The organism is Moraxella sp. CTOTU47915 (assembly GCF_031986685.1).
Lineage (GTDB): Bacteria > Pseudomonadota > Gammaproteobacteria > Pseudomonadales > Moraxellaceae > Faucicola > Faucicola tetraodonis.
This window is the reverse complement of record NZ_DAMAAE010000004.1, coordinates 78,693-91,806: the sequence shown is the minus strand read 5'-3', so window position 1 is coordinate 91,806 and position 13,114 is coordinate 78,693. Positions and strand designations below refer to the sequence as shown.

The window sequence follows — 13,114 nt, the reverse complement described above, 5'->3', positions numbered from 1 at the left end:
GGGTTTTTTTGGATAAATTTTGGATGACGGACAACATACTGACTACCGATTTTAAAAATTTTAAGTGATTATGATATCACGAACTCATCAATTGCTTGAAAATTTTAAACAAGCTTAGGATTTAAGTAATTTTGCGATGGTGGCTTGCAGTAACTGATATTCTTTGATATCAAGCTGTAATCTACTAAGCAGTCGATTAATACGCTGAGGCATCACTTTAGATTGGGCAGGGTTGTAGATATCTAAATTCTCCAGCAATGCCAACAGCCTATTTTCTAGCTGTAAACGCTGCTCATTTGAGATAGGCGGCTCATCCCACTGCTGGCGAAAAGTCAAATCAATGGATTTTTCAGCCGCTGTTTTTGCCGTCAATGCCAATTCGGCGGTTTCGTAAAAAACGCTGGCAATCACTTGAACCGCAGCCGCCACATTTAACACCCCATACTCAGCATTGGCAGGAATTTGAATATGGTAGTCGGCCAGTTGCAGCTCTTCATTTGTTAAACCCCGATCTTCACGGCCAAACACAATGGCAAGTTGCCAATTGCGATGCGCAGCATCTGTCATTAAATCGTCAAGGTTTTGAAAATTAGTGACCATCAATTCAGCCGCTTGTCGGGGCGATAACACGGGTCTTGGAATATGGCGTTGGCGACTACTGGTAGCAATTACCCAGTGGCAATCTTGCAAGGCTTCCTCAAGGGTGTCACAAATGGTCACAGCGTCTAAAATTGCTTTGGCACCTGCGGCATGGGCATAGGCATCTTCGTCAATCGGTAGTTTGGGCGCCACTACCGTGAGCTGCGTTAGACCCATGGTGTGCATGGCACGGGCGGCAGAGCCAATATTGGCAGGCAAGGTGGTATTCACCATCACAATGCGAATACCGGCTAAAAATGCCGCAAGGGTTGAGAAGGGTTGCGGGGAAGCGTTAGTGTCAGTCGTTACCATGGGTTGTCAAATTTTAGCCAGTCGTTACGCAATAAGCGATTGTATTTGGTCATTCACTGCTTGGCATTCCGCTTTGATTTCTTCAATCAATTGTTCATGTTGATGGATATGACCCGTGCGGCAGATTTCTTGCAGTTTATAACAAAGTTCGGTCAGCTCGGTAGCGCCAAGGTTAGAGCTAGCGCCTTTTAAGCCGTGCGCTGCATTATACCCCAAACGGTTGTCTAAGTTGGCATACGCTGTCTCCATTTCCGATAAACGTTGTAAGCTATCTTCCATATAAGTATGAATCAAATCGACAAAATCTTCGTCAAGTAACGCTCTTAATTCTTCAAACTGGGGCAAGTTGATATGGGAGGGCTGAGTCATGAGAGTTTCCTGTTGATGGGGCATTGAATAAAACATCATTGATTAAATTTGATTGGCTTATTTTAGCCCATATCTCATTGAATTTTATCAAAACTTTGATGAAAGTCAGTTTAAGGGATACAAACGTTTATCGCATGATGGGTTTATCGGCTAAATTCACCAAAATCAGACGCTAACTAAAATGTAAATGCAAATCTTCTTCATTGACCAAGCTTTTGAGTTTGCCAAAATTCTCTTCTGTCGGCACAATTTGCCAATGCGTTGGCATATTAAGATGGGCGATCGCATAGTCGTTATACACACATAGGTTAATCGGTACCCCTAATTGACCCGATTGAGCCAATGCATTGGCGGGCTGACTGTCCGCAAATTGGGCATTGTCGGCTGGGTGATTAAACTGATGCGATAAATAGTGAATTGTTGAGTGATTGGCGGTCGCTAACAATTGTTGTATTTGTTCAAACAGTGCCATATCATGACCTGCAATTTTGATGCTGATTTTTTTTAGCCAGCGTTTGCGCGCATCGGTTAAAGTCATTACCTCTTGTAGGCTGGCATAAAACGTGCCATCGCGTTCACGAATAGAGCCGTCGATGATCACCACGGTTTCCACTTTAAGCTTGTCTTTGACGCGGGCAAAGCGCTCGGCATAACAACTCACCTCGATACGACCTGTACCGTCATCGAGCGTAATCACTGAGCGATTACCAAAGTTTGCCACATCGAGTATCAAGCCTGCAAAAAATACGGTTTCGCCATAGCTGGTTTCGCTCAAATCGCCCAATGTCTTTGGCGTATAGCGTTTTAACTCATCGCGATAACTATCAATCGGGTGGCCGGTCAGATAAAGTCCTAGCGTGTCTTTTTCGCCTTTTAAGCGCTCAGCATCTGTCCAGACTGGCTCACGGGGCAATGGGGGCGGCGCAGTGACTTCTTGTATATCGCTAAATAAATCAATCATCCCTAGGCTGTCATTGCTACGCTGTTGCTCGGCTGCTTGTACCGCTTTTGGCAATTCGGCAAGTAACGCGCCACGAATGTGATAAGCTTCATCCGCAGGCAAATCAGGTTGTAATTTTGGCGCAAAACTATCAAAACAGCCTGCTTTAACCAATGCTTCAAGGGTGCGTTTATTGACTTTTCGCGTGTCAACACGGCGGCAAAAATCATACAAATCGGTAAACTCACCGCCCGCGTTTCGCGCTTCCACGATAGACTCTACGGCACCTTCACCTACGCCTTTAATGCCGCCTAACCCATACACAATGGTCGTCGGGTTAATCGGCACAAATGCCCAATTGGAGTGGTTAACGCTGGGGTTTTCTACTTTTAAACCAAAATTTTCGCGGCAATCATTGATAAAAAACACCACGCCATCGGTATTATTCATATCCGAGGTGATGACCGCCGCCATAAATTCGGCAGGGTAGTAGTGTTTTAAATAGGCGGTTTGATAGGCTAACACGCCGTATGCGGCTGAGTGTGATTTGTTAAACCCGTAGCCGGCAAATTTTTCCATCAAATCAAACACGCCGCCTGCAAGTTTATCATCGATGCCCTGATCAATCGCCCCTTCCACAAAAATACTGCGCTGTTTTGCCATTTCTTCGGGTTTTTTCTTACCCATCGCGCGGCGTAGCATATCGGCACCGCCTAGACTATAGCCTGCCATCGCTTGCGAGATTTGCATCACCTGTTCTTGATAGACAATCACCCCATAGGTATTTTCCAATATCGGCTCAAGTCGGTCATGGTCATAGATGACCTCTTCGCGGCCGTGTTTACGGTCAATGTACATATCGACCATTCCGGCATCGAGAGGGCCTGGGCGGTACAGCGCACACATGGCGATGACATCTTCAATATTGGTCGGTCTCAGCTTGGCCAAATATTTTTTCATGCCGGTACTTTCAAGCTGAAATACAGCGGTGGTATGGGCATCTTGTAGCAGCGTGTAGGTGGGCTTATCGTCTAAGGGTAAAGTCTCAAGATCAAGCGGTGGCTGTTGCTCTTTAGCGCGGCGTGCATTGATATTTTTTACTGCCGCATTAATTACTGTTAAATTGCGCAGACCCAAAAAGTCAAATTTTACCAAGCCAACTGCTTCCACATCGTCTTTATCAAACTGACTGACGGGATGACCCTCTTCATCACAGTAGATTGCGCTATAATCGGTGATTTTGGTCGGTGCGATAAGTACGCCCCCTGCATGTTTACCAACGCCTCGGGTAATCCCTTCGAGCCGTACCGCCATTTCCCAAATCTCATTGGCATCTTCATAATCCATGTTGTCAGGATTGTTAAGCAAATCTTTGAGCTGTGGTTCGGCTTCAACCGCTTCAGCCAGCGAAATACCTGGGGTTTTGGGGATGAGTTTGGAGATTTTATCAGCAAGACCATACGATTTACCTTGAACGCGTGCGACATCACGCACCACCGCTTTTGCCGCCATCGTACCAAAGGTGATAATTTGCGATACTGCTTCTCTTCCGTATTTTTGCGCCACATAATCAATGACACGGTCGCGCCCTTCGATACAAAAATCGACGTCAAAGTCTGGCATGGATACCCGCTCAGGGTTCAAAAACCGTTCAAACAGTAGGTCATATTCTAGCGGGTCTAAGTCAGTGATATTGAGCGAATACGCTACTAATGACCCCGCGCCTGAGCCACGACCAGGACCTACAGGCACATCATTGGCTTTTGACCAGCGGATAAAGTCCATCACGATTAAGAAATAACCGGGGAAACCCATATTCAAAATCGTCGTGAGTTCAAACTCCAAACGCGCATCATATGGCTTGCGTTTTTCGGCCCAACTGTCGTCGCGTTTTTCGATGGGGTAGAGTTTTTCAAGGCGTTTTTCTAGACCTTCTTGGGCAGTGCGCCGGAAAAAAGTTTCGATGGTATCGCCTTCGGGAATGGGGAATTCGGGTAAATCGTGATGACCCATAGGAATAATGACGTTACAGCGTTTTGCCAAATCCAAGGTGTTGTCAATCACCGCTGGCATGTCGCTAAACAGGGCAGTCATCTCATCTTGGGTTTTTAAATACTGCTCAGAGGAATAATCACGTGGGCGATTGGGGTCGGCAAGCACTTGCGAATTGGCAATACACACCCGTGCTTCATGCGCTTCAAAATCATCTTCTGTTAAAAAACGCACGTCATTATGGGCAATGATAGGCACATCAAAGGCATTGGACATGCGAATGGCTTGCTCGATAAAACGGTCTTCGTTGGCACGCTTGGTGCGTTTAATGGCAAAATAGACACGATCGGCAAATATGGTTTGCCATTGTTGTAGTAGGCTATCAGCTTTTTCTGGGTGAGCTGATAACATGGCTTGACCGACGTCTGATTTTTCGGTGAACAGCACAATCACCCCTTCACTGCGCTCAAAAATCCAGTCACGCTGAATAATCGGTTTGCCCATTACTTGACCATCAACAAAGCCTTTTGACACGATATTGGTCAAATTCTTGTAGCCGATTTGGTTGCTGGCAAGTAGCGTTACTGTCGTATTATCATTTTCAAGCCAGACTTCAGAGCCAATAATTGGCTTGATACCGGCATCCAAGCAAGCTTTATAAAATTTGACCGTGGCATACAGGTTTGATAAATCGCTAATGGCGAGCGCCAGTTGGTTGTCGGCTTTGGCAGCTTTGACCAGCGCTTTGATGCGTACAATCGAGTCAGTGATAGAAAATTCGGTGTGAATACCAAAGTGTACAAATGCCATGGATTGCCTTTATCGCGGTTTATCTTTAGCCCACTATTATACTATGAATTGCAAAACTGCGAACCTACAAAATCAGCAACAAAGTGCCTAAAAAGTATCAGTGGACGCTAAGCATTTACGATTTAATATGATAAAATAGTAGCCCTTTACGCCTATAGCTTAACTGGATAGAGCAGTTGCCTCCTAAGCGACCGACGTGGGTTCAAGTCCCGCTGGGCGTACCAGTTTTTTGACATCAAAAACCTATAAAAATAAAAAACCCAATAAAAAATTATTGGGTGTGGTTGAAAAAAAGTAAAGCTTAGCTTAAACGTTTGGCATTGGCGGCAACGCGGCTATAGATAGGGTGCATCCCTTTTTCTAATACATGCAGCGCTTCTTGGTTGACAGCATAAAAGAAGTTTTGCAAGGAAATCGGTTGACCCACGCTTAATTTCATACAGTTTGAAAACATTAATTGCCCAATATTTTGCTGCGCAACGAGCGCTTGCCAAGCCATTTGCGTCCAAGATTCAAAAAATGCGATGGGTTTTTCAGTCACCATGCGTTCCATTTCTTTCATTTCTTTGGCATTATTGAGGGGGTTTTGTTTCGCTATCATATAGATGCGGCGCTGCATGACTTGTGGTACGCGAACTGAAAAATCTTCAGATTGCTGACACATTTTTTCAACTTTTTGATTAATATGTTCATAGGTAGCCATAGGGACTCCATTGATAACAACAGTAAAATACAGGATTGACAGTAAAGTGTAGTGCTATTATACACTGATTTAAATTAAGTTAATAATAGCAAACTCATTGGGTATACAATACTTACTTAACATTACGCAAATAATTAGATTTCATTTAATCAAACCATTGGTAATCGCTAACCATCATCCGTGTAATCAGAGTTTTAGTTGACCTCATGAGCATGGAACTATTTTATCAAGTTAACTATAAGCCGCATTATTGTTAATGAATTCAATAATTACTAAACCGAATCGTTTTATCAGTGTTTATCAAAAGGTATAAAAATGACCACGCAAAGTCTTCCCTTAGTAATTACCTCGGGCGAACCTGCGGGTATTGGCATGGATATCATACTGATGCTTGCTGACAGACAGCAATTAAATCTGCCCAATCGCGCTGTCATTGTGTTGGCAGATATCAACGCGCTGCAAGAAAGGTATAGTGAGCTCAAACAAAAAGGCGCTGTAAAAGACGGATTGATGATTCAACAATTAGCGACGCATGAGTTACATGAGTTAAAAGATTTACCGCAAATTGCGCAACCCTCAGCGCATGATACTATTTTGGTGGTGGATGTGCCGACAGCACAACCTGTGGTAGCAGGGCAGTTAAATCCTCATAACGCGCCAATGGTCATCGCACAGTTGCAACTGGCGCATAAGCTCGCCATCAGCAAACAAGTCGCTGCAATTGTCACCGCGCCACTGCAAAAATCGGTGATTATGACTGTGTTGCCAGACTTTATGGGGCATACCGAATTTTTTATGCAGCAGTCGGGGCTGGATAAAGTGGTGATGATGCTCGCCAATAGCCTGATGAAAGTGGCTTTAGTCACCACCCATTTGCCCCTGCGTGCGGTCGCCGATGCGATTTCCCACGAAGAAGTGGCAAAAACCGTTGATATTGTCATCCATGATTGTCAGCAAAAATTTGGTCTCACTCACCCAAAAATATTGGTCTGTGGACTCAATCCTCATGCCGGGGAAAGAGGCTATCTAGGCAGAGAAGAAATTGACATCATCAATCCGGTGTTACAGCACTATCGCGATCAAGGTATTGATATTAGTTTGGCGATGCCAGCCGATACCTTGTTTACCCAAAAGCATATCGCCACTGCCGATGCCATTATCGCCATGTATCACGATCAGGGACTTGCGCCGCTCAAATCACATGGGTTTGGCGAAACCGTGAATATCACTTTAGGGTTGCCTTATATTCGCACCTCAGTCGATCATGGCACAGCACTGGATTTGGCAGGGACAGGCAAAGCGAGTGCCGATAGTCTGTATCGTGCGATTGACTATGCCAATAACATGGCGACCGCGATTGCCCACTAATCATCCTCACCGATAATTATCCTCACCGATAATTAGGCTCACAAAAAAAGCCAATCGTCATGGATTGGCTTTTTTATTGCGATATTTTAAATAGATTTTTAACTATTTTAAGCAGCTATTTAATTATTTTAAATAACTGGCAGGGTTCACTGGCGTACCCCGATATCGGATTTGGAACTCTACGGCAGGTTGATTCAAATTATTGTCCGTCCCAACGGTACCGATAGTTTGACCCGCTTGTACCGTTTGGCGCTCTTGTACAGCAAAACTTCCCAAATGCGCGTAGGCACTAATGTAGTCGCTGTTGTGCTGAATCAGTATCAATTTGCCATATTCTGGCAAATCACTACCGACATACAGCACCGTACCTGGCTGGCTGGCGACAACATTTGCCCCTGCTTGTCCGCCAAACCACATACCTAACGTACCTGTTTGCTGGTTAAACGGCCGCAATAGATTGCCATTCGTAGGACGTAACCAACCTTGTGACAAGCTGCTGGTTGGCACGATGACTTGGTTTGGCATCGGTAACGGGGTTGATAAGTTATTGGCTTGTCTAGGTGGGTAATAAGTCGGGTTAGACGGGCGGGATGATTGATTGACCGTCACAGGGCGAATGGTCGTTGGGCGATAAGAAGTGGGACTACTTGCTGAGGTTAAAATCAAGCGTTGCCCTGGATAAATGGTATAGTTGCTATCGAGCCCATTGAGCGCGCCAACCCGACGATAATCTAGTCCATAAGTGGTGGCGATTTTGCTTAAAGTATCGCCGTTTCTAACTATATAATAGTTGGGGACACCCCGTACATACACAGGGCGCTTATCCACGGTCGCGATCTTCTGTGAAGCACAAGCGGTCATCAACACCGCCGTACAGGCTATCGCACTGAGTTTTACCAGTTTGGGCGTGCAGAGTGTTTTATAAGTGGCAAACATAACAGTCATTCCTAGCAAGTGATACAAAAAAAATTACAACAAGTCAGGGTATAGTAACTAACTTTTAACCACTTACAAAGTAACTGGAGTTAACAACAACGTTTCTTTGCCAAACGATAACAAACAGCAACATTTTGTACTCAAATGAAAAAATGCCGTAAAGCCCCTTATTTATCCATTGCTTGCCATCCATCCGTTGCCTAGCATTCCTAAAAATTTGTACGGACTATTTAACTTAATAGGGCGATTAAATAGGCTGATTGAACAGGGCAATAGGGTGTTATTCATGGGTCATAATTGGCTTGGCAGGGCTGTATTTTTTTAGTTTTAAAAATAGCCAAATGCCTATGACCAAATTTATCACCCCGACAATCGCAAATAGCATCGGCAGGCTCACGTTAAATAGCGTCAAACAAACAATCGAAAAAATCGCCGAACCCACCATAAATACCGCATTTAAAATATTGTTGGCACCGATAATGCGAGCACGGCTTGTTTCAGGTGAATAAGCTTGCATATAAGCGTATAAAGGTACAATATAAATACCGCCTGAGAAACCCAATAAAAACAAATCGACAAACACACGAATAGCACCTTGCGTGGCAAAAATCATACCGATACTATAGTGCGCGCTGTTGGCGAGGGGCGGCAAATGCATCGCTGAAAGCGTGAAGTATAAGTCAATCGCAAAAATCGTCAATCCTGCAATCCCAAAGGGCAACAGCTTTAAACTCACTTGGTTTTTAGTCAACGTTTTACATAACAGTGAGCCGAGCGCCGTACCGACAGAAAACAGCGTCAATAAAAATATCACGACGCTTTCATCGCCTAGCAAAATAGACTTGCTAAATTCAGGTACTTGGGTCAAAAACGTGGCACCATAAAACCAAAACCAACTATTACCCAAAATGGTAAACCACATAATCGGTAAGCGATATAAATTGGCAATGGTTTGCCAGCTAGTACGAAAGATATTCCAGTCGATGGTCAAATCAGGCTGTGGCGCAGTCATGACGGGAATAAACCGAGAAGCCAAGTAGCCCATAATCGCCACAAAAACCGTCACCCCAGATATCCAAAACAGCGGACTGTCTAATTTCATCAATACGCCAGCCAGCATCATCCCTGTCAAAATAGCCAGTGACGTGCCCATTTGGAACAGCCCATTGGCTCCTACCAACTCATCGGTAGTCATGGCTTGGGGTAGATAAGCATATTTGATAGGACCAAAAAACGTCGAATGGGTGCCCATCAAAAATAACGCCACAAATAATAGCGGATAAATCTCAAACACAAACCCAAATGCGGCAACTACCATGATGACGATTTCAAGGATTTTAATCAGCCTTGTCAGCCAAGATTTTTCATATTTATCAGCAATTTGACCCGCCAAGGCGGAAAACAAAAAAAACGGCAATACAAATAGCATCGCCGCCAGATTGTTGAGCAAACTGACACGCATCCCCAATTTTGCCGCTGCCATAAAGGTCAGTACTAGAATCAAACCTTGCTTAAATACATTGTCATTAAATGCCCCTAAAAACTGGGTAGCAAACATGGCGCTAAAGCGTTTGTATTTAAAAAGCGCAAATTGGGTACTCATGAGCAATCCTAGAAATGTCTGATGATGACTATCTTAACAAATATTTTACAAAGGGTTGCGAAAATGTTTGGTTAGTAAAATGTTTATGCTAAAATCGCCTAGTGCTCGCTCAAGGATTTGATTTTTATCATGAAACCAATAAATTTGCTACCCTATCGTCCGTCAACCGCATTGGCCGATAACCCGTTTGGTTTTTTTCATGCCATTTCTCTACTATCGTCAAATCCTTATCAAAGCCCGACCCAATCTAGCGTATCAAATCATTCGCTGTTTCGCTTGACACCCATACGTTTGGCCATTGCTTTGGTTGGTATGGGTGTGGTGCCTGCTTGGGGGGCACAAACGCCAACAATAACAATGCCAGCTACTGTTAGTAGTTCAGCTAATAGCTCAGCAACGAATAGCACGCTAACCACGAACAGCGCAGCGCACACGACCGCCAATGACAGCAAGGGCACCACGGCAACGCAAAATACCACGCCTGCGGCAACTGGGCAAGATAGTATCACTACCGATGCCAACACCGCCCAGCCTTATCTGTATCAACTCAATCAGCAGCGCGTTGAAGATAAAATTGGTCAACAACTCGATAATCAGACCTTGGCAGACTTTAATAATTTTAACCAACCTGTGGCGACGTTGAAACAAAACCAACCTAGTGTCGGCTACAGTAAAGCATTAGACCAAGCCACGCCGCAGTCGGTTGCCAATCAAATCAACAATAGCAAGCCTGCACCCGTAAATACGCAATCCCAAGCGCAAGTCACTGAGCAGCTGACCGCCGAAAAACAGAATTTCGACGCGATTAATCAAAAGGTAAGCGAGCAAACCAATTTATCTAATCAAAATATCGCTAACCAAAATGTTGCTAATCAGAATGTTAGTAATCAAGGCGTCGCCAATGATGCCAGCAATATCAAATCCACCGACACCATCAATCCCAATGATTACTTGCCCGCCTATCAACAGCAAACAACGGCATTGACCACCCCACAAGCCAACTCAACCGTGACAGCAGAGCCGCAAGGCATCGTGGCGCGTTTGAAAAACAAAATCATTGGTCGCGGGGAAGGGCTCAACTATATTGATATCAGCTTTGCCAATGCAGATGCCAAACTCGAGCCTGCGCGTAATATCAAAGCGGCGTTGGAAAAAGTGACCGTCGAATCGGTGTCGGATTTTAATGCCAGTGTGAACAAATTACGCCAAATTGCCAAAGATGCGGCAGAGGCGGTGGGTTTTTATGACACTAAAATCGCCTTTAAGCATTTGGGCAAAGACAATATCCAAGTCAGCTTAGAGGTTGGCAAACCCGTCATCGTGCAAAATCGCATCATTGATATCCGTGGTGAAGGTGGGGAAGGCGATAACGCGCTGCCGGTGTATCCTGTGATTGAAAAAGAAATCCCGCCCAAAGAAGGGGATGTGTTCAGTCATGGTATCTATAAAGCCACAAAGGCCACGATTGAAGGCGTCGCGCAAACCAATGGTTACTTTGATGCCAAATGGCTCAATAGTTCGGTGGATATTATTTTGCCGGACAATACTGCCGATGTTGACCTAATTTATGACACAAAAACTCGCTATCACTTTGATGATGTGAAGATATATAGCATTGATAAGCAAGGCAATTTGACCGATGACCCAGATAAGCTGCCTTTAAAGCCAAAGCTGCTCAAAGCATTAATGACGTACCAAAAAGGCGATGCCTACTATCAACCCTTTGTCACCGAATTTACCAACAATTTGACTGCCACCCGTTATTTTAATGGGGTGGATGTGGATGTCATCATGCCATCAGACGAAGCAGCAAGTGATATTGCATTTGAACAATCGGGCTCGGCGACGCTCAGCGATGCCAACAGCAGCAATACCACAGCCGACAATACCGCTGACACTTCTGATACAGCCGCCGGTATTTCACCCGCCAATTCAACCGATCAAAGTCTCGCATCTCAAAGCAATTCAACTCAAAGCAACTCAGCTCAAAGTCAGTCATCCGAACTTCAATCCGCAGGTACTGTCGATAGCACGACGCAAAAAACCGTCAATCAGGTGCAAGACCCCAATGACATCGCGCCGATTCAATTTGAAGTCGATGACTCGACCGAACAACGTCTCAATGCCATCAGCCGAAAAGCCAAAAATTTATTGGCCGCACCCGAAGATATGGAATTATCACCCGAGGCTGAAAATAAAAGTAAAAATCCGCTGGTGGTCATTGCCAATGCGGTCAGTAAAACGGCAAAAAAACTGGATAAAGACAAAGACTTACCCATCAAACCACGAGAAGACCAAGTCATACCAAAGCTCACGCCACAACAAGTGTATGAAACAAAGCAAATCCCAACCTATGTGGTACTCAATGCCACCAAGCCGCATGAGGCACAGGTGGGTTTGGGTTATGAAACGGACGTAGGCGTGCGCTTGACTGGTAAATATCAAAACAACTTGGTTAACCGAAGTGGTCTGCAGACTGGGGCATCAGTAGCATTATCCAAAGTCGATCAAGCGGTGGAATTTACTGCCAGTTTACCCTATAAGCATCCCCTCAACGATAAACTAACAGGCACAGTCGGCTATCAACACAAAGAAGTTGATGACCTAGTCAACACCTTTGAGGCGGACACGGTCTATGCCAGTATTGCCCGCAATATTTATCATGATAGTGGTTGGAATCGCACCTATTCGCTGCGCTACCGCGGCGATAAACTCACAGTCGATCCTGAAAAATATAGCACCGATAGCTTGCCTTATCCTTTTAACAACTACGCATCGGATTATACCCAACAAGCCTTGTTAGCGGGTTATGCAATTAATAAAACGGTAGCAGACAATATGCTGACGCCAATGTGGGGTTATAGCCAACGTTATTCGCTTGAAGTCGGTGCTAAAGGGGCACTGAGTGACACCAATATGGCCATTCTACGTGCGGGTGGTACTGGGATGTATACTTTTGGCAAAGATAACAAACAACAAGTGATTGGGCGACTGGATTTGGGTTATCTATATAGCGGTGATTTTTATGATGTGCCTTATCGTTCACGCTTTTTTGCAGGCGGTGATTCTAGTATCCGCGGCTACAACACCGATAGTTTAGGACCGACCTATGGCGGCGAAAATTTCTTAGTCGGCGGTGATGCCTTAGCGGTAGGGTCGGCAGAGTATAACTATGAGTTTAGACCGAGCTTTCGTGGCGCTGTGTTTACTGACTTTGGTAATGCGTATGATACAACTGGCGAATATGATAACGCAACGGCGGTCAGTATCGGTACAGGTATCCGCTGGCAATCACCGATAGGCTTGGTACGGCTCGATGTGGCAAAAGGTCTGACAGGGGATAACAACGATGTCCGTTTACACTTCTTTATCGGCTCACCGTTATAATAATTTGGCTAAAAATCACGGCATTATTTTATGCAAGGTTTTTAGTTAAGATTTT

8 protein-coding genes and 1 tRNA gene are annotated in these 13,114 nt (G+C 44.8%); 3 read left to right on the top strand and 6 right to left on the bottom strand.

The window, feature by feature from the left end:
• Positions 1–114: 114 nt before the first annotated feature.
• From RTL34_RS04795 to dnaE, 3 genes are all read right to left on the bottom strand, one after another.
• The gene (locus RTL34_RS04795) at positions 115–951 is read right to left on the bottom strand and encodes an RNA methyltransferase (protein WP_312114998.1); all 837 of its coding nucleotides are present in this window, start codon (positions 949–951) and stop codon (positions 115–117) included.
• A gap of 24 nt (positions 952–975) precedes the next feature.
• Positions 976–1,320: an Hpt domain-containing protein gene (locus RTL34_RS04790; RefSeq protein WP_312114997.1), complete on the bottom strand. Its 345-nt coding sequence runs from the start codon at positions 1,318–1,320 to the stop codon at positions 976–978.
• A 172-nt stretch (positions 1,321–1,492) separates the two neighbouring features.
• Positions 1,493–5,062: a DNA polymerase III subunit alpha gene (dnaE, locus tag RTL34_RS04785; RefSeq protein WP_312114995.1), complete on the bottom strand. Its 3,570-nt coding sequence runs from the start codon at positions 5,060–5,062 to the stop codon at positions 1,493–1,495.
• A 148-nt stretch (positions 5,063–5,210) separates the two neighbouring features.
• Here dnaE and RTL34_RS04780 point away from each other — a divergent pair.
• Positions 5,211–5,286, top strand: a tRNA-Arg gene (locus RTL34_RS04780).
• Positions 5,287–5,363: 77 nt separating this feature from the next.
• On the opposite strand, the gene RTL34_RS04775 is transcribed toward RTL34_RS04780, so the two are convergent.
• Positions 5,364–5,765: a hypothetical protein gene (locus RTL34_RS04775; protein WP_312114993.1), complete on the bottom strand. Its 402-nt coding sequence runs from the start codon at positions 5,763–5,765 to the stop codon at positions 5,364–5,366.
• A gap of 315 nt (positions 5,766–6,080) precedes the next feature.
• On the opposite strand from RTL34_RS04775, the gene pdxA reads away from it, so the two are divergent.
• Entirely contained in the window at positions 6,081–7,133 is a 1,053-nt protein-coding gene (gene pdxA, locus RTL34_RS04770; protein WP_312114990.1) for a 4-hydroxythreonine-4-phosphate dehydrogenase PdxA, read from the top strand.
• Positions 7,134–7,256: 123 nt separating this feature from the next.
• Here the strand turns inward: pdxA and RTL34_RS04765 are convergent, their stop codons facing one another.
• The gene (locus RTL34_RS04765) at positions 7,257–8,069 is read right to left on the bottom strand and encodes a peptidoglycan DD-metalloendopeptidase family protein (RefSeq protein ID WP_144917788.1); all 813 of its coding nucleotides are present in this window, start codon (positions 8,067–8,069) and stop codon (positions 7,257–7,259) included.
• 280 nt (positions 8,070–8,349) lie between these two features.
• Positions 8,350–9,672: an MFS transporter gene (locus RTL34_RS04760; RefSeq protein WP_312114987.1), complete on the bottom strand. Its 1,323-nt coding sequence runs from the start codon at positions 9,670–9,672 to the stop codon at positions 8,350–8,352.
• Positions 9,673–9,801: 129 nt separating this feature from the next.
• Between RTL34_RS04760 and RTL34_RS04755 the strand changes: the two genes are divergently transcribed.
• Positions 9,802–13,059 carry a BamA/TamA family outer membrane protein gene (locus RTL34_RS04755; RefSeq protein ID WP_312114985.1) on the top strand — a complete coding sequence of 1,086 codons (3,258 nt, stop codon included), beginning with the start codon at positions 9,802–9,804 and terminating at the stop codon, positions 13,057–13,059.
• Positions 13,060–13,114: the final 55 nt, after the last annotated feature.